Origin of the sequence: Marinobacter sp. DSM 26671, from assembly GCF_900112835.1 — a bacterium.
In the GTDB taxonomy this organism is placed as follows: Bacteria; Pseudomonadota; Gammaproteobacteria; order Pseudomonadales; family Oleiphilaceae; genus Marinobacter; species Marinobacter flavimaris.
The window spans coordinates 17,784-43,837 of record NZ_FONF01000028.1 but is presented as its reverse complement, the minus strand read 5'-3'; the positions used below and the strand labels follow the sequence as shown (position 1 = coordinate 43,837).

At 51.4% G+C, this 26,054-nt stretch carries 23 protein-coding genes and 1 pseudogene; 12 read left to right on the top strand and 12 right to left on the bottom strand.

Going from position 1 to position 26,054, the window contains the following annotated elements; all coding sequences use genetic code 11:
- Positions 1-21: 21 nt before the first annotated feature.
- Positions 22-330, top strand: a complete 309-nt coding sequence (locus tag BM035_RS20220; protein ID WP_302848267.1) for a tyrosine-type recombinase/integrase — start codon at positions 22-24, stop codon at positions 328-330.
- A 510-nt stretch (positions 331-840) separates the two neighbouring features.
- Here the strand turns inward: BM035_RS20220 and BM035_RS20215 are convergent.
- Positions 841-1,362 (bottom strand): cytochrome b, encoded by a 522-nt coding sequence (locus BM035_RS20215; protein WP_092034107.1) that lies wholly within the window; start codon positions 1,360-1,362, stop codon positions 841-843.
- A 140-nt stretch (positions 1,363-1,502) separates the two neighbouring features.
- On the opposite strand from BM035_RS20215, the gene BM035_RS20210 reads away from it, so the two are divergent.
- The 6 genes from BM035_RS20210 (at position 1,503) to BM035_RS20190 (ending at position 6,496) form a co-directional block, all read left to right on the top strand.
- On the top strand, positions 1,503-2,390 hold the full coding sequence (locus BM035_RS20210) for a LysR family transcriptional regulator (RefSeq protein ID WP_092034106.1): 888 nt from the start codon (positions 1,503-1,505) through the stop codon (positions 2,388-2,390).
- A gap of 307 nt (positions 2,391-2,697) precedes the next feature.
- Complete coding sequence (locus BM035_RS22715) at positions 2,698-2,838, top strand: hypothetical protein (RefSeq protein WP_175497439.1); 141 nt, start codon at positions 2,698-2,700, stop codon at positions 2,836-2,838.
- Positions 2,839-3,470: 632 nt separating this feature from the next.
- Positions 3,471-4,136 (top strand): HupE/UreJ family protein, encoded by a 666-nt coding sequence (locus BM035_RS20205; protein WP_092034115.1) that lies wholly within the window; start codon positions 3,471-3,473, stop codon positions 4,134-4,136.
- A gap of 11 nt (positions 4,137-4,147) precedes the next feature.
- The gene (locus BM035_RS20200) at positions 4,148-4,747 is read left to right on the top strand and encodes a hypothetical protein (protein ID WP_053115069.1); all 600 of its coding nucleotides are present in this window, start codon (positions 4,148-4,150) and stop codon (positions 4,745-4,747) included.
- Between the two features lie 29 nt (positions 4,748-4,776).
- Positions 4,777-5,124 (top strand): DUF6488 family protein, encoded by a 348-nt coding sequence (locus tag BM035_RS20195; protein WP_053115068.1) that lies wholly within the window; start codon positions 4,777-4,779, stop codon positions 5,122-5,124.
- Positions 5,125-5,185: 61 nt separating this feature from the next.
- Complete coding sequence (locus tag BM035_RS20190; RefSeq protein ID WP_053115067.1) at positions 5,186-6,496, top strand: MFS transporter; 1,311 nt, start codon at positions 5,186-5,188, stop codon at positions 6,494-6,496.
- 249 nt (positions 6,497-6,745) lie between these two features.
- On the opposite strand, the gene BM035_RS20185 is transcribed toward BM035_RS20190, so the two are convergent.
- The 5 genes from BM035_RS20185 to BM035_RS20165 form a co-directional block, all read right to left on the bottom strand.
- A complete protein-coding gene (locus BM035_RS20185; protein ID WP_139216085.1) occupies positions 6,746-9,547 on the bottom strand; it encodes a hypothetical protein in 2,802 nt (933 codons plus the stop codon).
- A gap of 1,183 nt (positions 9,548-10,730) precedes the next feature.
- Positions 10,731-10,934: a hypothetical protein gene (locus BM035_RS22500; protein WP_139216084.1), complete on the bottom strand. Its 204-nt coding sequence runs from the start codon at positions 10,932-10,934 to the stop codon at positions 10,731-10,733.
- 15 nt (positions 10,935-10,949) lie between these two features.
- Positions 10,950-11,705: a nuclease-related domain-containing protein gene (locus tag BM035_RS20175; RefSeq protein ID WP_092034098.1), complete on the bottom strand. Its 756-nt coding sequence runs from the start codon at positions 11,703-11,705 to the stop codon at positions 10,950-10,952.
- 566 nt (positions 11,706-12,271) lie between these two features.
- Positions 12,272-12,685, bottom strand: a complete 414-nt coding sequence (locus BM035_RS22495; protein ID WP_139216083.1) for a hypothetical protein — start codon at positions 12,683-12,685, stop codon at positions 12,272-12,274.
- Positions 12,686-12,924: 239 nt separating this feature from the next.
- A complete protein-coding gene (locus BM035_RS20165) occupies positions 12,925-14,484 on the bottom strand; it encodes a tryptophan halogenase family protein (protein WP_175497438.1) in 1,560 nt (519 codons plus the stop codon).
- 122 nt (positions 14,485-14,606) lie between these two features.
- Here BM035_RS20165 and BM035_RS20160 point away from each other — a divergent pair, with 122 nt between their 5' ends.
- From BM035_RS20160 to BM035_RS20145, 5 genes and pseudogenes are all read left to right on the top strand, one after another.
- On the top strand, positions 14,607-15,293 hold the full coding sequence (locus BM035_RS20160) for a DUF6445 family protein (RefSeq protein ID WP_092034089.1): 687 nt from the start codon (positions 14,607-14,609) through the stop codon (positions 15,291-15,293).
- Positions 15,294-15,460: 167 nt separating this feature from the next.
- Positions 15,461-16,267 (top strand): PEP-CTERM sorting domain-containing protein, encoded by an 807-nt coding sequence (locus BM035_RS22825; RefSeq protein WP_092034087.1) that lies wholly within the window; start codon positions 15,461-15,463, stop codon positions 16,265-16,267.
- Positions 16,268-16,880: 613 nt separating this feature from the next.
- A pseudogene (locus BM035_RS23300) lies at positions 16,881-16,991 on the top strand (IS5/IS1182 family transposase); the annotation flags it as partial.
- 347 nt (positions 16,992-17,338) lie between these two features.
- Positions 17,339-18,331 carry a TolC family protein gene (locus BM035_RS20150; RefSeq protein WP_049756875.1) on the top strand — a complete coding sequence of 331 codons (993 nt, stop codon included), beginning with the start codon at positions 17,339-17,341 and terminating at the stop codon, positions 18,329-18,331.
- On the top strand, positions 18,306-18,902 hold the full coding sequence (locus BM035_RS20145; protein WP_368073295.1) for a substrate binding domain-containing protein: 597 nt from the start codon (positions 18,306-18,308) through the stop codon (positions 18,900-18,902). Before BM035_RS20150 ends, BM035_RS20145 begins: the two co-directional genes overlap by 26 nt.
- Positions 18,903-18,917: 15 nt before the next feature.
- On the opposite strand, the gene BM035_RS20140 is transcribed toward BM035_RS20145, so the two are convergent.
- The 6 genes from BM035_RS20140 to ccmI form a co-directional block, all read right to left on the bottom strand.
- Positions 18,918-21,968, bottom strand: a complete 3,051-nt coding sequence (locus BM035_RS20140) for an efflux RND transporter permease subunit (RefSeq protein ID WP_008172293.1) — start codon at positions 21,966-21,968, stop codon at positions 18,918-18,920.
- 1 nt (position 21,969) lies between these two features.
- A complete protein-coding gene (locus tag BM035_RS20135) occupies positions 21,970-23,124 on the bottom strand; it encodes an efflux RND transporter periplasmic adaptor subunit (RefSeq protein ID WP_008172291.1) in 1,155 nt (384 codons plus the stop codon).
- A 23-nt stretch (positions 23,125-23,147) separates the two neighbouring features.
- Entirely contained in the window at positions 23,148-23,684 is a 537-nt protein-coding gene (locus BM035_RS20130) for a TetR/AcrR family transcriptional regulator (protein WP_014420756.1), read from the bottom strand.
- A gap of 64 nt (positions 23,685-23,748) precedes the next feature.
- Complete coding sequence (locus BM035_RS20125; protein ID WP_053115066.1) at positions 23,749-24,276, bottom strand: MerR family transcriptional regulator; 528 nt, start codon at positions 24,274-24,276, stop codon at positions 23,749-23,751.
- A gap of 50 nt (positions 24,277-24,326) precedes the next feature.
- Complete coding sequence (gene lgt / locus BM035_RS20120; protein WP_053115065.1) at positions 24,327-25,130, bottom strand: prolipoprotein diacylglyceryl transferase; 804 nt, start codon at positions 25,128-25,130, stop codon at positions 24,327-24,329.
- A gap of 39 nt (positions 25,131-25,169) precedes the next feature.
- Positions 25,170-26,054, bottom strand: a complete 885-nt coding sequence (gene ccmI, locus BM035_RS20115) for a c-type cytochrome biogenesis protein CcmI (RefSeq protein ID WP_227507756.1) — start codon at positions 26,052-26,054, stop codon at positions 25,170-25,172.

Here is a 26,054-nt window from a genome sequence, read left to right as displayed (position 1 = left end):
AAGGACTTTGGTTGGCAGTACCTGTTCCCATCCGTAACAAGATGCGTTCATCCCATCGCTGGTTATGTGTGCCGCCACCATCTTCATCATTCATCGTACTCGCGGCGATTGAGGCAGGCCGTTCTGGCCACGGGAATCACCAAGCGTGTGACGGCTCATACCTTTCGGCATGCCTTTGCGACAGAGTTATTGAGATCGGGGAGCGATATCAGGACGGTTCAGGAAATTCTTGGGCATAGCGACATTCGAACGACAGAAATCTACACGCATGTCATTGGCGATCGACGTGCTGGAACCGTCAGCCCTTTTGATCGTTTGCCAAGTTCTTGATGGGGCATTGCTTACCCGTTTAAGGGGCGTAAAGCCTGGAATTGGGGATGCGGCGAATGTTCGCTTTTGTTTAGCTGAGTTCAGGGGATGCACTGGTCGCAAAGCGAGCATTCAGATTAAGGCGTAATGCCTGCGCTTTCTTCTCAAAGCGGTCCTTTTGTCCGGGCCGCGTGTCCCCGTTACTCCTCCCGATTCACTGTAAGACCTGACGTTGTGGGGATATCTGACAAAACGCCAAAGGTAGGGAAAACTCAAAGCAGCAGTGCAACTAAAACAGGTATGTTTACATATGCTCGTGTCGCTTAAAATCGAAAAGGGCCCTTTAACGGGCCCTTTTTAATCTTGCACAAATAATGAATTAGAACTCCGTTAACAGCTTCCGGCATCGAACTCCCATTGGCCGCTCACAGGATTATATTTTCGCTCTGCCGAAAGCGCTCGTCCCACATAAAATATTTCTCCAAGACTCCAACTAATATGTATGCCTCTTGAGGTTGGCATTGGCGCAGGTCACATCATGCGCTTCAGGGTATCGTCGCCCTTCAAAAAGTGATGACCCAGTGCCATGACAACGTGGCCTACAACCAGCACTGAAAGAACCCAGGCCAAAGGAGAGTGCAACCGTCCAAGGGCTTTCGCCCAGTCCAGTCCATCACCTTTGGGGAAAACCTCGATGCCAAAGGCTGTCACTCCATAGCCTCCACCGAGCATCACCAACATGCCGGTAACAGGCATCAGCAAAAGGGCCAGATACAACAATCCATGGCCCGCCTTGACCAGCATTGCCATAGATGCGTTTGGTTTGGGTCTCCGAGCGCTCTGACGAACCGCCCAGAACAGGCGCACGACAATGAGCACCAATAGCAAAGTTCCGATCGATATGTGCCACGGAACCAGCGTTTGCCCAATCCAGTGCTCGCCATCAGAAATGCGATCCCCAAACTTTAGAACTTGCCAGACCACGAGTAACGCCATAGACCAGTGCAGAAATCTGCTAATGGTTCCGTATCGAGTTTTGCTGTCTTGAATCATGGATCTTTTTCATCCCGGAAAAGTGGTGAGTCATTTAAGGAGCAAAACTATAGCTCCCACCTCATTAACTTAGAACCGGCTATAATCGCAGGAGAGCTTTAACTGAGAGTAGGAAGTAAACATTGGACAGGTATACCAGTATGCGCGTTTTCGTCCAGGCGGCCTCTCGCGAGAGTTTGTCGGCTGCGGGACGGACGCTCGGCATGTCTCCGGCTATGGCGACCAAACATGTCGATGCCCTTGAAGCGAGACTTGGAGTCAAGCTGCTCCATCGTACAACCAGAGGACTGTCCCTGACCGATCCTGGCAGAGAATATCTGGAAGGATGCCAGCGCATTCTTCAGGATCTGGACAAGGTGGAATCTGACATTTCCGCCCAGCGGCAAGAAGCAAAGGGGCGTTTGCGGGTGAATGTTCCGCTATCCTTCGGGCTTCGGTTCATTGCTCCAATGATCCCCGGGTTTACCGAGCGGTACCCGATGGTGGACGTTGAGCTGGGACTGAGTGATTCGCGGCAGAATCTATTTGATGGTACCTGGGACCTGATTTTCCGCGTGGGCTATCTGGCGGACAGCGATCTCAGGGCGCGGCGCCTGGGAGATACTCCCATGAAAGTCTGTGCCTCACCGGATTACCTCGCGCAGCACGGCACACCTCAACGCGTGTTTGATTTATCCAGTCATAACTGCCTGAGTTATACCCTGTCTCCGTTCCAGAGCAAGGGTTTTTGGGCGTTTGGTCACCATGGCGAAATAGAGGTTCCAGTAAAGGGTAACCTCAGAGCCGACAATGGCGATGCCTTGATGGCGGCCGCCATTCGGGGCCAGGGCGTTATCTATCAACCCGAGTTCATCGTGGCAGATGCCCTGGCCAACGGCGAACTGAAATCCTTGAGCCTGGACCACCCTCCTTTGGAGCCAGGCGGGCTATGCGTGCTGTTCTCGCCTGATCGGCGATTACCCCTTAAAGTACGGGCAATGATTGATTATTTGGTTGAGGTGTTTTCAGCCAAAATTCACGCGAAATGAACTAAGACAGTCTCACTGCGTTTGCGAGTTCAGATTAAGGGGCTACCAGCGTGGACAGATAAGCATTCAAATTGAGGCGATATATCCGAGGATTCCTCGACCCTAAACCAGCTTATTGTCCAACGGATCGGGTCCGCTTCAGGCTTGAAGGCTTCGGAGCAAACCCCTGACTCGAACGTCCGCTTTTATTTGGCTGAGGTAGATGGGTCGCCTCGGTCGCAAAGCGAACGTTCAGACGCACCTTATTGCCACCGCTTTCCTAGCCTTCCACCCCGTTCGGAACACGCTTGGGAGTTACCCCCGGCGGATGACACGCCGAGTGATGCCAGAGAACGTGTTTCAGGACGGCGGTGTGTTTGAGAGCGCCTCGAAAAATTTTGAAGTGGTAAAAGAAAAGGGCCGCTTCGGTTATTATCATGCAAAGGATCAAGCAAAAGGGCTTAAATAAAATGTAAACGGAACCCGAGCAAAGTTACTTTTAATACAGGTTCCAAATGCCGCTTTGCAAAGCAGACTGGACTTAGATAATGTGCCAAGCACCTGTTGATGTTAACGAGGAACGGCGTGGGTCCGAATACGGTCCAGTTTTCAACCGGCAACACTATTCTGGTAGTGATCGCACTGGCACTACTGATGACCTTTCGTGTCGTCTGGGCTTCCGATCAAAGCGCGCACGAGTCTTCAAAGAGCCTTTCCCTTAAAGAATTTGTTGCGAGTCACGGTCATAGCCACCCGTCTTCTCTCAATCATCTCCATGTTTCCACTCCCGAAATATCGGACCAAGACCATCTGCTGCTTCACGCGCTTGGCGCCGTTGAAAAGCACTTGCCTATCAATCTGGCGGCTGTCCCGTCCTCACTTCGGCAAGATAAGCCAAAACTAGAGAAAGTGCCTGCTCCTCTGCCGGAGCAGACGTATGCACTATATAGGCCTCCGAAAGCCTGAACAACTGACTGAGCATTGGCGCGTTTGCGTCTTTCTTTACATTTCAGTTGATATTTCGGAGATCACCGAATGAATCCCATTCCGTTTCTGAGCCCCTCAGGCGCAGGTTTAGGCGTGCGATGGCTGTCCCTTTTTATGACAGCGCTCGTGTGCTTGATGTTCTCTCCCCTGCTGTTTGCTCATGGTGTTGAAGAAGGCGACGCCACGTTCATAGAGCAGGCCAGTGGGGCACAATTGCTGCCCTTTATCTATCTGGGGGCCAAACACATGGTCACCGGTTATGACCACCTGCTGTTCCTGGCAGGTGTCATCTTCTTTCTTTACCGCATGAAAGACGTCGGTATCTACGTCACGCTTTTTGCGGTTGGACACAGTGTCACGCTTCTTTACGGCGTGCTCAGTGAGACCAACGTCAATGCTTATATGGTGGATGCCATCATCGGCTTTTCCGTGGTCTACAAGGCTCTGGATAACCTTGGTGCGTTTCGCCGTTGGTTTGGATTTCAGCCCAATACCAAGGCTGCTGTTCTGATTTTCGGATTTTTCCATGGGTTCGGCCTTGCCACTAAGCTTCAGGATTTCACGCTTGCAGAGGATGGCCTGGTGGCGAACATTCTGGCGTTTAATGTGGGAGTTGAAATTGGTCAGTTGATGGCGCTGGGTCTCATCCTGATTGCAATGAACTTCTGGCGCAGGACGGATGTTTTTCCCCGGCAGGCACTTGCAGCCAACGTTCTGTTGATGAGCGCCGGTTTTATGCTGATGGGTTATCAGTTGACCGGCCTATACACCGTTTCCTGAGGAGTTAGACCATGCAAGACATTTCCAATATGAGTCGTGAGGGACTTCCCTCCTCGAAAAGCCTGTTCAAGGCGACCGGAGTGGCTGCCGTCATCGGCGGCGTGGTTCTGGTCACAACCATCCTCCCGGCCGAATATGGCATCGATCCCACGGGACTCGGCAAGATGATGGGCCTTACTGTTCTCAGTCAGGCCAACGCCGCAGAGTCCGCGCAACCTGAGGCATCACCAGCCTCGTCGGGTAACCTGCTGGCATTGCCGGCTGGTCCGGTCTGGAAAACGTCAGAAGGATTGAGTTCGGATTCCACGACCGTAACCTTGGGACCCAACGAGGGTCTGGAAGTCAAAGCCACAATGGCTGAGGGCGATCGAATGGTCTTTAACTGGACCACGGAGGGAGGTCCGGTGAACTTCGACATGCACGGTGAACGGTTCAATGACGGCGACAATTTCACCAGCTACTGGCAGGGGCGCGACCAGCCTTCTGCCAGCGGCGCATTTGAGGCACCGTTTGACGGCACCCACGGATGGTACTGGGAAAACCGCGGAGAAGGCGCGGTCACCGTTGTTCTTAACACCAGCGGGTTTTACAACGACATCGTCAAGAAGTAATTCAATCATTCTCACTTAGGAGTTATCTCATGAAAAATATGATCCACGTATTTGCAGCTGTTATTGCTTTGTCCGTTTCAGGCCATGCTTTCGCAGGAGCAGGCCATAGCCATGGCGTTTCTGAGCCTGTGTCGAAAGCACAAGCGACTGAGCGAGCCGCTGCCGTTAAAAAGCAACTCGTTGACTCCGAGCAGGTTGCGTCTACCTGGACGAAGGTTTCCGAAGGCACGGCAGAACAGCGGTCTACGTCAGCCGGTAAACTATGGGTAGTCCAATTTTCGAATCCGGACGCTGCCAATGAAGACAAGGCAAACCTGTTTGTCTTCATGGATGAGTATGGTAACCCGATCGGTGCCAACCACTCGGGCAAGATGTAAAGCTGGAGATAGAACAAAGGCCCGCTGACCGCTTGGTTGCGGGTCTTTAGCCAGGAAAACCATGTTTGAGATTCTGAAGAACCGCACCTACCGTCACCTGTTTTTAGCCCAGGTCGTCGCCCTGCTGGGAACTGGCCTGGCAACGGTTGCCCTTAGCCTTCTGGCGTTTGACCTGGCCGGAGACGAGGCCGGACAGGTCCTTGGCACCGCCATGGCTATCAAGATGGTCGCTTATGTCTTGATAGCTCCCCTGGCATCAGCTCTGGCGGAGAACATACCCCGTCGTGCTCTGCTGGTCTCTCTGGATGTGATTCGAGCGACGACAGCGCTGGCTTTGCCTTTCGTCACCGAAGTGTGGGAAGTGTACGTGCTAATCGCGGTCCTTCAGTCCGCATCGGCGGCCTTTACACCAACCTTCCAGTCTACGATTCCGGAGACTCTCCCAGACGAAGACGATTACACCAAGGCGCTGTCGCTTTCCCGATTGGCTTACGATCTGGAAAACCTCATCAGCCCTGCGCTCGCAGCGTTGATTCTGCTTGCCACCAGCTGGCAGGCATTGTTTTCGGGCACGGTAATTGGCTTTATCGCATCAGCCTTGCTCGTGGTGTCCGTTGCTTTGCCCTCCGGGGCCAAATCGGAAAAACGTCGCGGCGTTTATGATCGCGCAAGGGCCGGATTCAGAATTTTCATGGCAACTCCTCGCCTGCGCGGGGTAATGTCGCTGAACCTGGTTGTCAGTCTTGCGGGAGCCATGGTGATCGTGAATACGGTTGTGCTGGTGCAGGGACAATTCGGCCTTACCGACCAGCATACGGCTATGGCTTTTGCCGCGTTTGGTGGCGGTTCTATGTTGGCAGCATTGGCGTTACCAGCTCTACTGAAGCGCTGGCAGGACCGGCAAGTTATGCTCACGGGAGGCGGGATTCTTGTGTTCGGCTTGGTTCTCGCGCTACCGGTGGAATCTCTGGAATGGCTATTACCCGTGTGGGCATGGTTAGGCGTTGGTTTTTCCACCGTTCAAACGCCCATCGGCAGGGTCCTTACACGATCGTCGCATGCCGAAGACAGGCCAGCTCTGTTCGCAGCCCAGTTCTCTTTATCCCATGCCGGATGGCTGGTCGCGTATCCATTAGCTGGCTGGCTCGGGTCTACTGCGGGAATGACCATCACTCTATTGATCCTTCTGGGGCTTGCTCTCGGCGGGCTGATCCTTGCCGTGAAGTTATGGCCATCTGTTGATCCGTCAGAACGCTCGCACCACCACGACGATCTTCCAAGTGACCATCCTCATATCGCAAGTGATTCCAACTCCAGTGTCCACAGTCACAACTACGTCATTGATAGCTTGCATCCCAAATGGCCAGATTGAGTTTTGCAGTTACCGCTTAGAAAACTTCAATGGCCGCCACCTCTGGAATGGGGGGGGATGCAGGGGCGTTTCTTGGGCAACTCGGGGGAATCAAATCCAGAAATTTGGGATGCTGCGAACGTTCGCTTTTGTTTAGGTGTCGCCGAGGATGCGGGACGGTCGCAAAGCGAACATTTACAACAACTGGAAGGGGACTATCACTGACAAGTGTGATGCCCGGACGCTTACTTTGCTTGCTGGTTTCTCCCGCTAAGCGTCCGGACGTGTTATTAAACGCGTCATGTAAAGCTGCACCTCCTGATCGAATTCATCGAGCAATTTGTATCCAATCAATCGATCAGCCAGCTGCTCGCGAGTCGCTAGAAGTTCATAGTACCTAGCAGGCCAACTGAGACGACCTGATACCATCTCACCTGGGGCAGGAAGTGGGAGCAGCACCTCCCTGTCACCGGATGAAAGAGCGAGGGCGGGTCCGCCACTCTCACCAGGAGCAAACTTCAAATCAGTTCCGAAAAGCCCCTTTAAAAGCAAGAAGCGGGCAGGTTGTTCTTCAGACGCCAACTTATAGGCTGCTCGATAAGCCGTTTTTGACGGGCGCAAGCGGCCTTCTTCTGGAAAAGCGATGGAGTAGCGCTTTTCCAGAAAAAGCTGCATTAGATTCTGGCCAAGGAACGGATTCGCGCTCGCAAGGTCTAGAGCCCTATTCGCTGCTTCGCCGCCCGATTCAAAGTCCTCAAGCAGCAGCGAAGCCACATCCGGGCCGTACACCATGGCGTAAGAGGCGATTGCAAAATCTACGACAGAGATAGCCGCCTCAACCATCAGTTCACCAGTGCTGCTTCCTTCTCCCAATTCTCCGGCCTCAGCACTTGAGAGGAGTTCTTCATAGCGCACCCATGCTCCGGCCTGTTGATCTCGAACATCCGCCAGTTGCGCCATCACTAAAACCCAATCGGCGATGTCATTCACTATGTCCGCCAAAACCGGGCTATCGAGCAGACGTGCGGCCTTAAAATCAGCCGAAGCACCGCCATGTGGGCAAAGCAAAAGCTTAAGCCGAACGTTAGGGCCCGTTCGCTGGTCGCAATGAAACGGATTCTCTACAACGAAGTCGACGCCGCGTCTCCAGTCATCGGTTGTTGCCATTGGTCGAGAAAGCATCGCAAACGCATCAGCATAGCCCAAGCCACTTTTTTGCTGTACGTATCGGTCGAAATAAGTTCTTGTCGGCCGAAAGACGTCTTGCTGAAACCGCAAGAGAAGACCTCTCCACTCCTCAGCATCGCCACTTGGCAGTGCCATCTCTGCTGTCAATCGCTCGTCGATTACCCATTGTAAATCCACAAAATTTCCGAATCGCTGTGTCGCACTGAGGCTCCCCATATCCGCCTGCATAGTTACCAGACAATCACGTGCTGGGTCTCCAGAGTTCTTGATAATTGCAAAGAGCGCGTCTTCATTGGCAAAGTAAAAAGTGCTCGGATCAACGTATGCCCCCAGGGCGCCTATTCCACGTACCGATCTGTCAAACACAAGATAACAATTTCTCCAATCAGTCCATATCAATTCACGGACGCCACGGCTTATTCTCCGCTGCTCAAATTCCATGTTTACGAGCTGCCGTTCGATCCGGAGAAAGCCTTCCCGCATTTGCTCTGAAACTTGTCGAACCGCATTCATTATTTTTTCTTGATTTTCGAGGACTGCATCAAGCTTCGCATTAATCTGTTCGAACTGCCCTTGGAGGTATTTCATTAATATCTTGAATCGTTCGGCATCCGGGTCAGTAGGTCTAGAGAACACTCCTGTGATGGAGGAAATCGCCCCAAGGTAGTTACCCGTCATAAATCCGGAAAAAGCACCAAATGCAGCATTGCCAATTTCTACTGCATCGTTCAACTCAGGGGAAGCTATACCCAAGTCGTTGGCGATCTTCCCAACAGTCATTAGGGCCCCAGCAGCCGCGGCAGCGTCGCTTAGCATTTCTTGAAGATCCGCTTCCTTTTCAAACCGCGCAATCATCGAATCACGTAATTCTGAACCTTCACAGGTTCTTTCACCTTCCTCACAAGCAAAGCGGTTTGCCAAAAAACCACGGTCGCGAAGAGCACGAACTTTCTGGGAGGGCGGCATCTCGTCAAAGATGAAGTCTGAAATTACAGCTTGATTATTCTCGAGATTGACCACACGTTCATCCAGATCGACGACTGCAACCTCAAGGTCGGCCACTTTACCCGAGAGATTGTTATACGCGGCGTTCAACTTATCGAGGCGCTCGCTCACTTCGACTTTAAAGTCTTCCAACTCTACTGCGAGATCTACGACAAAATCCGCTACAAGCCCAATGTTCTCTTCATTTACCTCAATGAGATCCCACTGAGCACGGTCGGTGTTAACAAGCGTTTGAACGATGAGATCCTGGCTTTGCTTCCAAACAGCTTCATCTCCGCCTGCACGTTCACGCAAATCTTGGAAGATCTCTACACCTTCGGAGAATGCTTTTTGCGCACGTTCCGGATTGGCCTGTAATTGTTCAAACGAGAGCCCAAGATCCACCAGAATCTCTTCTTCTTTCGACTTCAGTAGCTGCCTAAGCTGCGTTTGACTTGCTGACTCGAGATCTTCGTTACCGATATCAATCACAGTAGTAATGGCCGCTCCGACAAGGAGAGCAGGAATCGTAACTGTTGCTTGGGGACCGGCTACAGTTGCGACAAGGGCCATGCTTCCGCCCACACCGAGTGAAAGCCATTCTCCAGCGTTCTTTGCGCTGGCATATTTGGTGCGCATCTGAACGTACTTTAGATAGGTTTGCTCAACGGCGGCACTTCGTGTATCGGCAGACAGGGTGGATTGCGGCACAGAGAAGTCAGTACTGGTGCGCAACTGCCTGATGACATGCGGTCCATACTTTGCGGCAACACGGGCAATTCCAACGTCCCTATCAGACAGGCCAACGTTATCATCGGTATGCGCAGAGACCGACACCACAATAAATATGGCTGCCGCAATAAACCGGAATAGGCTCCTACCAAGGAGGCTCATGCTCAATGGTGAACTCATCCAGCGCAAATCTCTGACTGGCTGATGGGCAGACTTAGCCGCTTTTGCCTCTCCGTATACCAGTTATACCAAGCAGTACTCACGTAGCAACCGGCCGCGCGCGATTGCACATTACAAAACTCTCCAGCACTGTCGCAGAAAGGAGCCGGTGAGCATCCCCTGTGGTTAGTGTTATATACGCCGTAGTTGCCCGCATTCAGGCGAACCTCCGCGGACAATTTAGCGCCAACTAGTGTTTTACCCTGCTTGTTTCCTAGGGCTGGGACACAATTGAACACTCTCTTATGCGCACCGCCGGACCAGTATCCATGAGTAACTGCGAGCTTTACCGGCGGATGTCTCTCAGGTTCCTTCGGAGGGGGGTTGATAGCTGCATCCATCTTTCCTGCTGTCTCTTTAAGCTGTTTGTAAAGGCTCTGCTGTGTTCGCAAAAGTAGGTTTTGCGTTTCTCTCAGCTCTTCGAATCGATCCTCTATACAACTCAACCGTTCGGTTATTTGCTCAAGATTCTCAGTTTCTGGAAATGGGCAAGGATCAGTGACAATCGCATCTTGCGCTACTACTAGAGGTACGCTCCAAATCGGTATAATCCCCGTAAGAACAAAAACTCGAATTATCTTCATCGTAATTCTTCCCTAAACCAACGACTTATTTTTCCGCGTTATCATCCTTCCGGTTTTCTTGCCCAAAAAAATGCACGACCGTTCTCTTTAATCGGAATACCGAAAACCCTATAAAGTCTTAATATCGTCAATTCTATGCAATAGTGGGGCCTTAATAGTTAAACTTTCAGTTTCATCAGTAAATTAAAATCAAAGTGTAATTATGGGAGGAATCATGGTGTAAATTTTATCGACACAGATAAGGATTCCATGGGCTACCATGGAACTTAACGCCATTGATCACCACTGACTAGTCTTCTAGGAAGATGACGCAGCATTTCTCGCATTGTTCGCGGATCTACGGCCCCTAATCCTCGAAACAAAAGTCACGGTTGCCGGCGATCAAGAGCTTGAAGCTGTGAGGAAGGTATCAAAGCCACTCGATCGCCTCGAGGCCTTTTGGGATACTCCCACTGCCGGTCAGATCGCCTGCGTGTGTAGTACATCGCCGTCTGGGAGCTCCGGAATATGGTCATGCAATCTGTGAGTGTCCGAAATACATACGAGTCTCACGACGCTGAGCCATTGCTCTCAACGGCGTTGCTGACCTGACAATACTTTCCGAGGGCGTCTTCGCTGCAAAAACCATAGCGACTTACTCTAACATCATTGTGTTGCTTATAAAGTCGATCTAACTGACCACTAAATTTTCCCCGCTCAATAGTATTACCTTCTTTTAGCAGCTCACCCAGCATTTGACGTTTCGAAGTCATAACCAAACTCCTCGGCTAATATTCCATAATTGAAATTATATTAATTATTAAAATCAACTGACCAGCTCTCTCGCCCTTCTTAACCGTCCGAATAACCATTTGATTACCACATTTTGGACAAGCTCTCTCAGATTCTGGATTTACACGTTTTCTAAGATGCCTGACATGTTCACGGTTGGTTTTGAATCCTCTCTCCAATCTTCCTGATCGGATCCTGTCCACCGCATCTTCGACCTGATCCTTTTGCAGAACAGGTTCCGAGAAAGACTCGATATACCTGATGAAGCCACCAGCATGCGTCACATTCGCAGGCATTTCTGTCTTAAAAGTGCTGTCACCAGTGAAAACGATAAGTGACTTTACGCTTCCTTCAGGAGCTTCAAGAAGTTGTTCGATCGTCTTCGCGTGCTTATAGTTTTGACGGAGTGGATTTTGGAATTGGAACGTTTTTTTGAAGATCTTTTGAGTCCACTTAGCCTGCCATTCTGAACCGAAAATCCACCCTTTCATGTGTTTCGTTTCGACCACAAAGACGCCGAAGGCAGACACGAAAACATGATCGATTTGGGTTGTGCCATCCGCAGTAAGCAAAGTGACGTCATGGAAGGGCGTATAGGTTTCCTTTGGCAACCGATACCAAACCGCACTTTTGACAAGAGCTTCGCCGAGCTTTCCCTTGAACCAAGAGGACTTTAACAACGCACCTAAAATTACGATGGGCAAAAGCCACCAAATATTCATTACCTGGCCGATCAGCGGACTGTAATCCATTTGACGAAGTCTCCTGAGAATTAGAGCGGAAGCTACAGGTCAGCTTCTTAAATTGCGAGTTACGCTCATTGACTGATAAAAGCGGGCTAGGTGTGGCGGTCGTAAAGCGAACATTCAGATCTTGGGATAACGCCTTGGGCAGCGATGCAGTGTAAGCTGCGTCCGGCACGTGCAGCGAGCGTATTGCCCCAATTGGTTACACGTGCAGTTGCTACTTAATCGCGATGGATCATTTGGACTACCCTTCATTGCCAGTTTTCGTTCAACTTTTCTTAATTGGCGCAAGCAACCAATAAAATATCCATGCAAGCCACGATACAAAAATTATGAGCAGAACCCAGGCCAGCTTTTCGCCACCGGTCGTCTTACTCGACCTCAGAATAATTATTATCGGCAGCAACCAGCCAATAGTTACAATGAGGAATAGGATTGTGAAGTTGAGATCTGAACCTTCCATACGCATTAGTATCCTCGACTAAATATAGACATATAAAGCCTCTCATCAGCCGCAAAATTGAGAGCAAGCACGGCAATTTTGGCGGACAGCATCTGATTGTTATGTGTTGCTAATCTGGCTCTTCCCAGCTTTGAACCGAACCTCTATAAAAGGTAACTCGACCGCCATTTTCGTAATACCAATTTGCAACGATGCCTCCGTCAATTCTATGAGCCGGTCCGAGTATTCTCTCGACCGATTCATAGTCCATTTCCGCTTCCAGTTTTCTCCAACTTTCTACTCTCTTCCATCCGTCATTGATTGTGACAGGATCACCTGTACCCTTAATCAAAGATAATCTTGCTTCTAGTTTCGAGATTCGATTCTTTAGCCCCTGAAGCTCGTTCTCGATACTTACCAGTTCTTCAGTTTCGAGTTCGGTCTGGGTCGAATTGGTTTGCAAACCTTGGCTGGTGCCAGTTGAAGAGCAGCCAGAAATAATCAAGGTTGATATAAGGAACGATTTCAATAGTTTGTTTTTCATCGTATACCTCTGCGCTTCCCCAGGTCATCCCCATTCTTACTCGCCCTATAGAGTAGAGAATTAAGCTGTCTTTCGTAATCGCGTAGGAGGTAATTTGCGCAGCGAAAGGGTCCGTTTTGTGGTCATTCAGACAATTTTCGAATGTCCGCTTTTGTTTAGATGAGTTCAGAGGATGCCCTGGTGTAGGGTCACCCAACTCAGGCAGTTTTCGATGCTCGATAGCTGAGGCACTATTTGATCTACCTGAATGAAGCTGTGTATTTTTTGAGATACTCCGAGTGCGTCGGTGAGCCTTCGATCGCCATTTTTTGGAGTTTCCGGAGCTTAACGAAGTGTTCGAGGCTTTCCTGGGGAGGGATGTGCGAGATACTCACTGGCGTTTCTTCTGGAAGCCAATCCATCCCATAAAGCACCGTTGAGTAGTTTGGTGCTCGAAAGAGAACGGTTTCATTTTTGAAGTCACCGTCAGTTGGCGGTTTGTGCTCCCACATGGCCAATTTGTGTTTCAGTGCAGGTAGTTCCGCAGTTTGTGACTGGACATCACGCCAAAACGAGCTGTCCTCTCGTTTTGTGAGCACATAATGTAGAACGATAAACTCCATCGCTTCATCAAATTTAGAGTTGAATGCGTCATTGAACTGCTCTTGGCAAGCGGTGCTTTTTGAAAGGGGGTCCCAATAGTCGACTAAAAGTCTTAATTCCATTTCTACGAAATAAAGCCCGGTCGACTCAAGTGGCTCCAAGAACCCGGAAGAAAGACCGACTGCAACGCAGTTCCTATTCCAACTCTTTTTCAGTCGGCCAACGTTCATCTTCAAATGGTTGGCTTTCTGCTCTGGAACGATATTCGGATAAAATCGCCTCAGTGCTTCTTCAGCCGTTGCCGAATCACAATGTTTGCTCGAATAGATATAGCCGAAACCTGTTCTTCCCTGAAGATCAATTTCGAAGGTCCACCCTGACTCCCGAGCTGTTGCTGTTGTGTATGGGCGCGGTTCGTAGTCCGAACTCTTGTGAGGCAAGCGGATAGTGACTGCGCGATCGCAAAACAGATATTTCGAGTAATCAATAAATTCGCTGTCTAGAGATTTCATTAGCAAGCCGGAAAAACCTGTACAATCCAGAAACAGGTCACCATAAAGGTGTTGTCCACTTTTTAGATCGAGATGACTGATGTTTCCTTTCTCGCTCAGGTGTACGCCATTAATGTCCGCCAAGAGATGCTTCACGCCTTTTTGAAGCGATATTTTTTTCAGAAACGTCGCGAACTTCGTAGCATCCAAGTGATAACCATAATTTATTGGCGCCTCATATGCGGAACTTTGCCAAGTTTTTGGGCAGCGACCGGCGGCAGCAAGCGCCCCTTGAACTCCGGAGCAGCGATCATACCTTTCGCTGTTAAGGCCACTAAGTTTTGCGTTCAGCCAATGGCTCACAAGAGGTTCTGGCGCCAGGGTCATGGGGCCTTCGAAAGGATGAAAATATTGGTGTGGCAGTTCATCCTCACCCTGTTTATGAAGCCATTCTTTAAAAAGGATTCCATGCTTGAAGGTCGCGTCGGTCGCCACCAGAAACTCGCCCTCGTTAATACCGCAAGCAGCAAGAAATCCACGCATGGACTGTATAGTTGCCTCTCCCACTCCAATTGGTGCAATCGTCTCTGACTCGACTAGAGTGACTGTATATTTTTGGCTATTTTCTAACTTAAATACTTCACTCAGAAACGCTGCGGCCATCCAGCCAGCGCTACCACCACCAGCAATAACAACATCGAATATTTTTTTTTCGTCCTGGTTCATTATTAATTCCTGAAGGTCCATTATTAATAACGAGCTTGGCCCATTACTGCTACAACCATAGGAGATGTTTGCTATCTTTGTAGCTGAATTTTGGTGCTTCGCACTTAATCTTAGGAGTTAGTATGTCTTCTTTCAAAATAAATTTTAACTCCCGCCCTAAAGTAGTTTGGCTGGGGAATCGCGAAGTTCCACTGCTGGTGATTGATGACATTTTTGCAGACCCGCAAAATGTAAAAGCTCAAGCCTTAAACCAAAGTTTCCCAGAATCCCAAGCATACTACCCTGGCCGTCATCAGCCATTGCCGAATTCGATACCTGGAATCTCCGAATTCTGCCTGTTTATCGCACGTGTGCTGAGTCAAGCGACCGGTCGTGATATCTCTCCCTCTTCAATAAATACTGATTTCTCAGTGATCACGACTGCCGAGAACTCACTATTGGAAAATCAGGGGCAACCACACATTGATTCCACGCCAATGCTTGGAGTGATTTACCTGAACACTTTAGATTTTGGTGGAACTGTATTCTTTCGCAATCGGGAAACCGGCTCCATGAAAGTCACGACTCCAAGCGAAAAAGAGCACTATGAAGCTGTGACAAATAATCGGGCGGAAAAACGTCCCGACAAATATATTGTCGATTCATCAGGGCCTTGGGAAAAGGTGACGACAATCGACGGCCGTTTTAACAGGTTGGTCATTTGGCCCGGCAACGTTTGGCACTCCGTAGAAATTAAAATAGCTCCCGAGCAGGGCGAACTTCATGAGAAGCGCTTGACTCAAAGAGTCATCGTGAATGAGTTGAAATAAACTGAGACAAGAAATGTGTCAGATTATTTTACAGACTTAGATCACTTTGACGACCGAATAGTTAAAACCGACACCAAACTGATTGATAATTAAATTTATTCTTAAGTTGGCCTGGGAATTGCTTTGCTTCACCTAACTAAAAATACCTTATCTTGGGGTGCGAAGCCATGTATAAAATTCAAAAAAACCTTCTGGCAGCAGGGCTGTCCTCCTCTGCTTTTTTGAGCGGCCCCGTTAGTGCTGGTTTGATTACGTTTGAAAGTTCGATCGACAGCTATCTCGCTGAGGGTGAGTCTATTTCGGGCGCATTTGATATTTCGAATTTTCTTGATGAGCAGTCTTCAAGCGGTTTTGACGTATCGGCCAATGCCGGGACTATTCGACTCTACGGTTATTCCAGTGAAACGGCAACAGCGCCTTCATCAGAATACGCTGGCAGCTATAGTTACGTTTCTGGTTACCAACAGAGATCTTATACCTACTCCTATAGCTGTGGTAGTTGGCTGAATAGTCGCACCTGCTATAGTACTCGCTATTATTATAGTCCGATATATGAAACGGGCTCTTACTACGACAACTATGTCGGTGATGGTGAAACTGACACCTACATTGCCGACTTTGGTGATCAGCAATCTAGCGGAACGACTAGCAATCCTGATGTTTATGTTTCAACCGAATATGAAGGCTTAGCAACCCGAACTCGTATTTATGATCGCAACGAGTGGGGCGATACCTCTGATTATCTAGAACTGTCCGAGTTTTCGCTAAATGATCTTATGTCCGACGGTAACTTGGGATATGATTTAAGTGTCACTGGTGGTCACTTTGATCAGTTCAGCATATTCCTGGATCTTGATTACGATGCAATTGGGAAACCCGGAAACAGTGTCTCTGTGCCAGAGCCAGGAACAATCGGGCTTACTGGGCTTGGTTTGCTCGGCCTGTTCGCAAGTCGTCGGAAATTCTATAAATAGGATATTTGACGGGTTATCCAGCGTTCACATCTTCAATCGGTCAGTGCGATGGGGATGATTGGTACTTCAATGTCAAGACTCCCGATGTTTAAACTTAGGGCCAATCTACCACGCTTCCACAGACGGCTTTTAAGCTGATAATTTCAGGCTCTGAATAGCGACTTTACATCGCAACGTCGGATTATGAAACCGCTCTATGGACCAGAAGACATGGGCGGGAGTAATATTGATGCTGTCGCCACAGTCGATATCAGTAGATGGTTTGTTAATTCATCAGCCCAACTTGGTTGCGAGCCATACATGTCCAGTATTCGGTTGTCGAAACAATGGGCCGCTGTTCAGATTGAATTGATTAATTCCAGAGAGAAATAGGTGGGTGTAAAAAATACCGACATTCGGTGGCTGCTCTTGGTTGTTAGTTTCTATTGGAAGTGAAACGGAAGCGTGGGCGGCGGACCTTCCACCCCAATGTCCGCTTTTGTTTAGCTGAGATCCTTGAGTCGCCTTGGTCGCAAAGCGAACATTCAGCTTGGAAGATAGCGCCAGCCTAACGGGCCGATTCGTGGAATTGCACTGGAACACTCTGGTCCAGTTGACGGACTTTTTGAACTCGGAGCATCCCTTTCGCACCATCAAGCGGCAGTTAAGTTATGCCAAAGTCCGCGATCGCAGCCTGTCGAAGAACACCAACCTGTTCTACCTGTTCGCGGCGCTCAGCAACATGCGGAGTGACAGGTTCGCCGTTTTTAAGCCATTTTATGCGTCCTTCACCGCAGTAGTTCTTGTACTCTTCCGCCACGTCGGGGCGGCGGCTGCTTCGAATGCTTCTTTGGTCTTCGTGACACGCGCATGGCCCTGTTCTTCATGGAGCATCCATTGGTCGTCGCCGTAGATAATAGGCAGGTCCATGAAGGTCTTAACCCTCCATTAACCACCTCCTAGATAGTCTGTATCCCGTCGTTTACCGCAGATTTGACCGCGCCCGAATGGACTTTACCTATGTATCGCTTGCCCTGCTCGAAAGTAGTGCTGACTGCTTTATGCTGCCTGGTTATTGCAGGCTGCAGTTCGTTGTCCACGAGAACGGACTATCTCGCTCAGGCCGATTCCGAGCGTCAGAACGTCGTCTCCAAGTTTGAGATGGAGGTTGGTCTCGAAACAGCCTACCTGAATGAGCTGGTCAACAGCCATGACCTGGACGCGCTTATTGTCGAAGCGCGCGCGGCCAATCCTGATTTCCAGCAAACACGGCTTTCACTCCAAATTCTCCGTGCTCAATACCGAGCGACTCAGGCGGATCAACTCCCCGACGTCGAGGCTGGATTCGTCGCGAATAACACTGACGGTCTAGATACTGCCTACACCGGCACCGTCAGCATCAGCTGGGAGCTGGATTTGTGGTCGAAGATTTCTGATGAGGCGTCGGCTGCCGCCAGTGACGTTGCTGAACAGCTGGCTCTCTACCAAGCTGCGCGGGATACGCTCGCAGCCGAGGTCATGCAGGGCTGGTTGAAACTGGTGAATCTGAATCGCTCCGTTGCCATCGAAAAGCAACGCGCGGAGCTATTGGAAAAAAACGAACAGTGGATTCTTCAGCGTTACCGCTCGGGACTGGGTGACCTTGAAGATCTGGACAGCGCCCAAAGCTCTGCGGCCAGTGCCAGGGCGACATTGATTGCAGTTCAGGAATCCCTGCAGCAACAGCAAAGGGCGTTGAACCTGTTGCTCGGGCGAAGCCAGGCTAGCACGGTCATTTCCGCCGACTATCCGCAGGTTCTTTTACCCCTGTCCGACCTTGCAGAGCAAACATTGCAGCGTCGCCCGGACCTTAAAGCGGCCTATATGGCTATCAGGGCAAATGATTTTCGAACGTCCGTTGCCTACAAGGACATGCTGCCATCCATCAACCTGGAAACAGCGCTTAGCGAAACAGGCACATCGCCCAGTGACGCCCTATTGCGCAACCCGGTGTGGTCATTGCTCGGTCAGCTACCGCGTTGTGCCCTGGATCGACGAATTGATGGCAACGCATCCAGGTTTGAATCTCAGAGTTCAGATTACTGACACCAACGTGGACTTTTACCGGGATTCGGTCGACATGGCGCTTCGCTACGGCGCGCCCAGTGACACCAACCTGTATGGCTTCAAAATTTGCGATGTGCCGCGCCTGCTTTGCGCATCTCCTGATTACCTTTCGCGTCATGGTCGCCCCATTCATCCTGATGACCTTGAGAACCACAACGGACTGTTCTATCAGTTGCAGGACATCCCATTTGACCTCTGGACGTTCAAACGGGGAGACGAGGAATATCGAGTCAAAATGACGGGCGATCGCGCCTCAAACGATGGCGATCTGGTTCGCCGGTGGTGCGTCGCTGGTCGCGGTCTTGCGATAAAATCGTGTCTTGATATGTCGGATGATCTGCTTGCAGGCCGTGTCACCACAATCATGCCGGACTATGCGCCGCCGGTATCCGAGCTGTGGCTGATTTGTCCTACCCGACAGTCAATAACGCCGGCAATGAGGTTGTTGAGGGATGACCTGCGTGCAAAAGTAGGCGAACTGATGAATGCAATGATTGCCGGAGGCTTTTTTCCTCCGGATCGCTTGTCCGGAGGAAAAAAAGACGCCTGAAAAACAGCGGGTGCGTTATTGATGATAAGAAATTCTCATTAACGTGCAGTACACCACTGGCAGCACCACTAACGTCAATACCGTTGCAACACCCAAACCGAACACGATAACCACCGCCATGCTCGCGAAGAAGGCATCGCTGAACAGAGGAATCATTCCCAACATGGTGGTTACGGCCGCCATAAGCACAGGTCGTACCCGGCTTACCGCGGCCTCAACCACCGCAGTGAATGCATCATCCTGCTGTTCTAACTGAATATTGATCTCCTCAACCAGCACAATGGCATTCTTCAGTACCATACCGATCAGACTCAGAGTCCCGAGCAGCGCCATGAATGTAAAAGGCGCGCCGAGCAATACCAGTCCACCAATGATTCCAATCATCATGAGAGGAACAATCATCCAGATAGACAGAGCCTGTCGGAAGCTACCGAACAACAGCATCGAAATAATGAACATCCCCAGCAGTCCAAGAGGCAGCGAGGAGAAAAGCGAAGTCTGAGCTTCGGATGAGGTCTCGTACTCTCCACCCCACTCAATCGAATAGCCGTGGGGAAGCTCCAGCGCGTCGACCTGCGGGCGGATCCTCTCCAGCACACTCGCCGCCGTCTCCCCCGACAAAGGCATGGGTTCGGCATAAACCGCCAACATCCGCTCCCTGTTTCTGCGTTTTATCAACGGATCCCGCAGTTCCGTATTGATGGCATTGATGACGTTGCCCGCGCTGACATAGCGGCCCTGCTCTTCACTCCAGACATTGATCGAGGTAAGGTTTTCGATGTCAAAACGCTGCTCCTCTCTTGACCGCATAATGATCGGAATGAGGTCGCTCCCCTCACGGTACACTCCAACCTGCTGCCCCTGATTATTCAGCAACAACGCCTGGTGCAGTGATTCGCGAGATACGCCAAGGCGCCGGGCCTGTTCTTCGAGGAACTCCGGTACGATCACGGCTTCCCGATTACCCCAGGACAAGCGCACGCTGTCGGCCAGAGGTTCATTTTCAAAAATTGCCTGCACGCGCACACCGATTTTCCGGAGTTCTTCGGGATCTTCTCCAAAGATACGAGCTTCAAGACTGGCTTTGGCTGAGGGCCCCACCTGCAAAGCCTGCACTTTGTAATGCACGTTCGGGAAGTCTGTACGCAGTTGCTCAATGACTTCCTCCATACGGGCCTCTCTCGACGCCTTATCCCGGGTCTCTACGATCAATTGGCCAAAACTGGCGTATCGCTGCTCCGGTGAATACGTCAACGTAAAACGCTGGGCTCCGCCACCGGTGACACTGGTCACCTGAACGACCTGGTCCATGTCATTCACGCGCGATTCCAGCCGCTTTACGGTCTCTTCGGTTTGCAAGATGTCGGCGCCCTCGGGCAACCAAAGGTCAACAAAGAAGAGTGGCGTTGTGGCATTCGGGAAGAAAGCATTCTTAACCTGTCCCGAGAACGATAGAACCCCAGCCAGAAGCGCGATCGCAAGTGTTAATGTCACGAAGCGATAATGAATCGCGTAGGTCAGCAGGCGGCGGAAGACGACGAAAACAATTCCCTTATAGGGGTCGTTATCGGATGACTGCCCGACACTCTCGAGCTTGTCGGGATAGAACATATCAAAGAAAAACGGGGTCAGAGTGAGTGCCGTCAGCCAGCTCAGGAAAAGCGAGTAGCACAGAACCCAGAACAGGGAGCCAATGAATTCTCCGGTGGTGTCTGGTGAAAGGCCGATAGGAGCAAAGGCCGTAATGGCAATCACGGTAGCGCCGAGCAGCGGGTACCGGTTCTGCGAGACCACTTCTTTGGCTGCCTGCCTTTTGGACTTGCCCTTGGAAAGGCCAATCATCATGCCCTCGGTGACGACGATGGCATTATCGACCAGCATCCCCAGCGCAATGATCAGCGCACCCAATGAAATCTTCTGGAGCTGAATACCGTGTATTGCCATAAGCACGAATGTACCCATGATGGTAATCAGCAGGATCAGCCCCATGAGCAGGCCACTTCGCAGCCCCATGAACAGCAAAAGCACAATAATGACAATGCCCACCGCCTGAGCAAGGTTCATGAGAAAAGCAGATACTGCCTCCTCGACTACTTCAGGCTGGTTATACACTGTGTTCAGTGTCATGCCGATGGGTTGCTGTTTTTCCAGGCGTTTCAAAGCCTCATTGAGACTCTCACCTACATCAACAACGTTGGTGCCCTCTGCAAATGACACGCCGATGGTCAAAGCAGGCAATCCGTCAGAGTGGTAAAGCAAGGCGGGTGAGTCATTGGTCACCCTGCGAACTTCGGCCAGATCGCTGAGCCGGATAATACCCGAATCAGCGCTTCCAACTGCCAGTTGCTCAAGTGCCTGAACGGAATCAAGCTGACCGGTTGGCTGAACGGATAACGACAGCCCTTCACTGCGCAGGTGGCCAGCGTTGCCCACCGTATTCTGCGCATTCAGAAGGCTTGCCAGGTATTCTGGCGAGATGCCAAGAGCACGCATACGGTCACGGTCCAGTGACACGATCATCTGCTCGTCGACACGACCACCGATACTGACTTTTGCGACGCCCTCCAACAATCGCAGTTCTCGCTGAATGAGATCCGCATGGTCACCAAGATCTTTCAGCGAGTAGCCGTCACCACGCAACGTGAGCAGCAGGCCGAAGACATCGCCAAAGTCATCGTTCACGATGGACGTGTTCACGCCTGGTGGCAGACCAGGCTGGGCATCATTAATCTTTCGCCGAAGGATATCCCAATACTGGTCTAACTCCCCTTCTCTGACCGTCTTCTTGAGTTGGACAGTAATCTGCGACAAGCCGTCCGAGTTCACCGAAGTAATGTCATCGATGCCCGGCATCTGCTGGATCGCTTTTTCCAGAGGCAGCGTAACCTCCTCCTCGACTTCAAGAGGCGTTGCTCCGGGATATTGGGTGGTCACCAAGGCGGAACGTAACGTGAACTCCGGGAATTCAAGCTGGCCAAGACCCAGAAACGCGAACATGCCCCCAACCCCAAGCAACAGCGTGACCATCCAGCTGATGGACTTCCGATCAAGAAAATAATCGACCATCTCAGAGCCCGCCCTCTTTTTCCCAGGGACGGACCGAACGATCCCTGTTCATCCGGTGAGCGCCGGCAACCACGATTCTGTCGCCCGGGCTGAGCTCTCCCCGAACAAGCACGCCATCGTTCATTTTCTTACCCGGCTCGACATCCACCGGCTCGACGCTGCCCGTGTTATCGCCATTCTCACCATCGGCAGCAGCCACGTATCGCCAAACCACGCTAGTGCCGGGTTCTGCGTCAGGTGTTACAAGCGCCGCGGTTGGTATCAGCCACGACGGGGCGCTCTCTCCAGCCAATGTGCCGTAATCAAGCAGAACGGTCGCGCTCATCCCCGAAAGCACTGTGATGTCCTCGGGTTCAGGGAGCGTTACGGTAACCTCATAACTGAGCGACCCCTGAGAGGCATTGCTGTCATGCTCTTTGTAGCTCGCGGCGTAGCGTTTATCGGGAAGCTCGGGAAACTGTACCCACGCGATAGTGTTGCCATTGGCGCGAACGTTCCTGGATCTCTGTGGTTGAAGGCGGCGGACCTGTTGTTCAGGCATCTGGAACGAGACGTCGATAGAGCCGGGCCGTTGCAGTTCGGCAATGGCCTGCTGCGCTGATACAACCTGAAAGACATCCACCGGCACCCGTGAAATGACGCCATCAAATGGCGCTTTGAGAACGGTATAGGAAAGTTGGTCCTCCGCGCTGGCCAGTTGCGCTCTGGCAGAGAGGTACTCGGCCTCGGCCTCATCGAAACGGGCCTGACTGATGGCCTGGCGCTCCAACGATATTCGCATTCGCTCGAAGGTGGCCTGTGCCAGATTGAAATTTGACCGGGCGTTTTCCAGGCGGGTTCTTGCGTCCCGATCGTCCAGGCGGGCAACGACCTCCCCTTTTTCCACAGTGTCGCCTGCTTTAACGGCCAGCTCCGTCAGCTCTCCTCCCACTCTGAAAGAGAGTTCTGAATGGTCAGACGCCGAGACTCTGCCCGGATACTGATTGAGCGTGCCTGACTGCGCCTGCTCCAGCGTCATGAGCTTTACCGGGTAGACAGTTTGCTGTGTCAGAGGGGGCGCCTCCGCCGAACATCCCATCACCAGGAGGCTCGAAAGCATTGCAAGCGCTTGTAGGCCTCTCAAGGGCATGGCGGTACTGACCATCTTGAATTTCATAACGCGTCACTCTCCAGAAAAAATTAGGTATTCCGACGATCGGCAACCGCATCCCAAGCCATATTAAACGCTAATTCGATATGCTCATCGGTACCTTCGAACGACCCTTGCAGGCATCGTTGAACGAGGTGGTAAATCGGGCGGAACATAAACGTTTCGAGAAGTGGAAAAGGTACCGGTTTGATCAGCCCGGATTGCTTTCCCTGATCAACTGCATTCAAAAGATTTGCGGCTCGGCTTTCGTTTCGTGCCTGGATCTCGGGAGTCATCCAAGCAGAATGCGTGAACGTCTCGTGGTAGCGGAATAGTTCCGGACGCTCAAGGCCGATCCGGAACAGTGTGTGCCACTGGCGTCGCAGTCCTTCACGCAGATCTTTCCCGCGAGAAAAACTGTCCAGCGCCGCATCAATGACCTGATCGCTGACGTAATAAAATGTCGCCAATAAAAGCTGTTCTTTATCTTCGTAATAGATGTACAGCGTGGCTGGTGACAAACCCGCAGCCTTGGCTATCTTGCCAACCGAGGTTGCTGAAAAACCGTGATCTGCTACTTCCCTCACGGTAGCTTCCAGGAAGGCTATTCGTTTCGAGTCGTCTCTTTGCCGCATTTGTCTGCTCAACGCTTCAAATTGGTCGGCCTAAAATAAATGAACGTTCACTTATTTTCAAACCGAAAATATAGGCGTATACCGAAGTAGGTGCCCTACTGAATTCCTGGACAGAATGGCCATTGGGGGCTCCATCAGGCATCTGTCTCCAAACCTGGACTGTAGTTTTCATGTCGTCACGAAGTCTCTTGAGCTCCTTTAACTCCTGATCCAGTCTGCAAAGGCGGTCTGTGAATAGCTCCTTCAGGTCGCTGCCAGCCAAGCCACCCTCCGTCCCATGACTTAGAATGACTTTGACTTCACGCAGGTTGAATCCCAGCTTGTTTGCCACGCGAACAAACCGTAAGCGCCACAGGTCTTCCGAATTATACAAGTTGTAGCCATTTCGGGGATCTTTTCGTGGCCGAAGTAACCCTTCACGGTTATAGAAACGAACGGTGTCCGGAGAGACATCCGCCAAGTTTGCAATTTCATTGACTTTCATCGTGCCCACATCGCTCGCATGAAACAGATCCCGATATATCAGAGGAGAAAACGCCAGCATGACCACTCTGAAACTCTCTCAATTTGTTATTGCATAAATGAAGTCGACCTTTATCCGCCCGTCGCCACCTTTACGTTATTGATCGGTTGGCTTTTCGACCAAGCGACTAACCCAAGGCCTCCAAGGATCATCGGCAAGGTCAACAACTGCCCCATGGTCACCCAGTCAAGGGCAATGAACCCCAGTTGCGGGTCGGGGAGGCGAACAAACTCGACCGCAAAACGGAAAATTCCGTAGAGCAACAGGAACAGGCCGGACGTTGCGCCCATCCGACGAGGGTGGCGTGAGAACCACCACAGCACCACAAACAGCACAACACCTTCCAGGGCAAACTCGTACAATGACGACGGGTGACGTGGCGCCGACCCCATATTCGGGAACACCATGGCCCAGGGCACGTCGCTGACCCGCCCCGGGAGCTCGTGGTTGATAAAGTTGCCAAGGCGCCCCGCCCCCAGGCCAATTGGCACCAGTGGCGCTATAAAATCCGTGAGTTGGAAAAAACGCAGGTTCTGCTTGCGGGCGAAGACCAAGGCTGCAATCAGGACGCCGGTCAAACCGCCGTGAAAACTCATGCCCCCTTCCCAGACCTTGAACAGCCAAAGCGGATTGTCTGCCAGCTTGTCAAAACCGTAGAAGAGCGCATAACCGACGCGGCCACCGAGAATGACGCCCATCGCGCAGTAGAAAATCAATGTTTCAACAGCGTCTGCGTTCAACCCGAGTCGATGAGCCCGACGACGCCCCAGCCACCAGGCCGCGAGAAAACCGACAAGGTACATCAGGCCGTACCAATGGATTTTCAGTGGGCCCAGTGCAATGGCTACCGGGTCGATTTGAGGATACTGAAGCATAAGCTTCCCTGATTTCGTGTGTGAACGTGCGTTAGGGTTTCAATCAGTAACACGTTCCGCTCCATTGGCTGTCTCCTCCAATCGTTGCCTGGCAACAGCGATACCTTTACGAATGACCTCTGCGGAGGCGGAATCCTCGAAGCCAGCCAACGCTCGGCGCCAGTAACCGATCGCCTGTTCATAGCGGCCATCGTCGAAAGCCTCAACCCCCAGCATGCCCAACACTGTCGGCTGACGCGGATCCTTATCGAGTGTTTCATCTACCAGCGCCTGAACTTCATAGGTCAGGCTGCCTCCGGCCACATAGAATTTCAACTGAGCCAGTTGGGCCAGAAGATCGGCTCGGCGGCCTTCCAGTTCGATCAATCGCTCCAGGGCGCGAATCGACCGATCTGGCTGACCGACCTTCTGGTACAGCGGAAACAACAAAGCCCAGACCTTGGGATTATCCGGCTGACTCTCGGCCTGCTCTTCGAGCCGGACAATCAGGTTCTCCGGTGAGGCACCGGGAGAGTTAAGAACCTCCTGCACCACGGCATACAGAGCCAGATCGCCATTGGCGCCCACCCATCGATAGCCGGTTACGGTGGCGGCAATCAATGCCGTTATCACCAGAGGGATTACAAAACGTCCTGCCAGCGGGTTCCTGAGAGGCACGCGACGACGGGCCTCGGTGTCCTCCAGAAGATTGCGTTCAAGCTCGTGACGGCTTTCTTCAAAGCGTGCGACGTCAACCTCGCCGCGATCGCGGGCGCTTTCCAGTGCTGAAAGCCGGCGCTCATAGACGGCGAGGTTTTGCGCCTCCGCATGATCATCGGCCTCAAATCGCTGCTGCCAGTCATGGATCGCCCTTGCTCTCCGCAACGGTAGACTCAGGAACCACAGCGCAAGCAGCAGCAGTGTGCCGATACTTAACCAGAGCAT

Coding starts and splice junctions, on each gene's coding strand:
- lgt (WP_053115065.1), bottom strand. CDS start 25,130: ATGCTTCAGTATCCTCAAATCGACCCGGTAGCCATTGCACTGGGCCCA.
- BM035_RS20210 (WP_092034106.1), top strand. CDS start 1,503: ATGCGCGTTTTCGTCCAGGCGGCCTCTCGCGAGAGTTTGTCGGCTGCG.
- BM035_RS22495 (WP_139216083.1), bottom strand. CDS start 12,685: ATGAAAAACAAACTATTGAAATCGTTCCTTATATCAACCTTGATTATT.
- BM035_RS20160 (WP_092034089.1), top strand. CDS start 14,607: ATGTCTTCTTTCAAAATAAATTTTAACTCCCGCCCTAAAGTAGTTTGG.
- BM035_RS20205 (WP_092034115.1), top strand. CDS start 3,471: ATGACAGCGCTCGTGTGCTTGATGTTCTCTCCCCTGCTGTTTGCTCAT.
- BM035_RS22500 (WP_139216084.1), bottom strand. CDS start 10,934: ATGACTTCGAAACGTCAAATGCTGGGTGAGCTGCTAAAAGAAGGTAAT.
- BM035_RS20135 (WP_008172291.1), bottom strand. CDS start 23,124: ATGAAATTCAAGATGGTCAGTACCGCCATGCCCTTGAGAGGCCTACAA.
- BM035_RS20175 (WP_092034098.1), bottom strand. CDS start 11,705: ATGGATTACAGTCCGCTGATCGGCCAGGTAATGAATATTTGGTGGCTT.
- ccmI (WP_227507756.1), bottom strand. CDS start 26,054: ATGCTCTGGTTAAGTATCGGCACACTGCTGCTGCTTGCGCTGTGGTTC.
- BM035_RS20125 (WP_053115066.1), bottom strand. CDS start 24,276: ATGCTGGCGTTTTCTCCTCTGATATATCGGGATCTGTTTCATGCGAGC.
- BM035_RS20190 (WP_053115067.1), top strand. CDS start 5,186: ATGTTTGAGATTCTGAAGAACCGCACCTACCGTCACCTGTTTTTAGCC.
- BM035_RS22825 (WP_092034087.1), top strand. CDS start 15,461: ATGTATAAAATTCAAAAAAACCTTCTGGCAGCAGGGCTGTCCTCCTCT.
- BM035_RS20140 (WP_008172293.1), bottom strand. CDS start 21,968: ATGGTCGATTATTTTCTTGATCGGAAGTCCATCAGCTGGATGGTCACG.
- BM035_RS22715 (WP_175497439.1), top strand. CDS start 2,698: ATGACACGCCGAGTGATGCCAGAGAACGTGTTTCAGGACGGCGGTGTG.
- BM035_RS20165 (WP_175497438.1), bottom strand. CDS start 14,484: ATGAACCAGGACGAAAAAAAAATATTCGATGTTGTTATTGCTGGTGGT.
- BM035_RS20195 (WP_053115068.1), top strand. CDS start 4,777: ATGAAAAATATGATCCACGTATTTGCAGCTGTTATTGCTTTGTCCGTT.
- BM035_RS20215 (WP_092034107.1), bottom strand. CDS start 1,362: ATGATTCAAGACAGCAAAACTCGATACGGAACCATTAGCAGATTTCTG.
- BM035_RS20200 (WP_053115069.1), top strand. CDS start 4,148: ATGCAAGACATTTCCAATATGAGTCGTGAGGGACTTCCCTCCTCGAAA.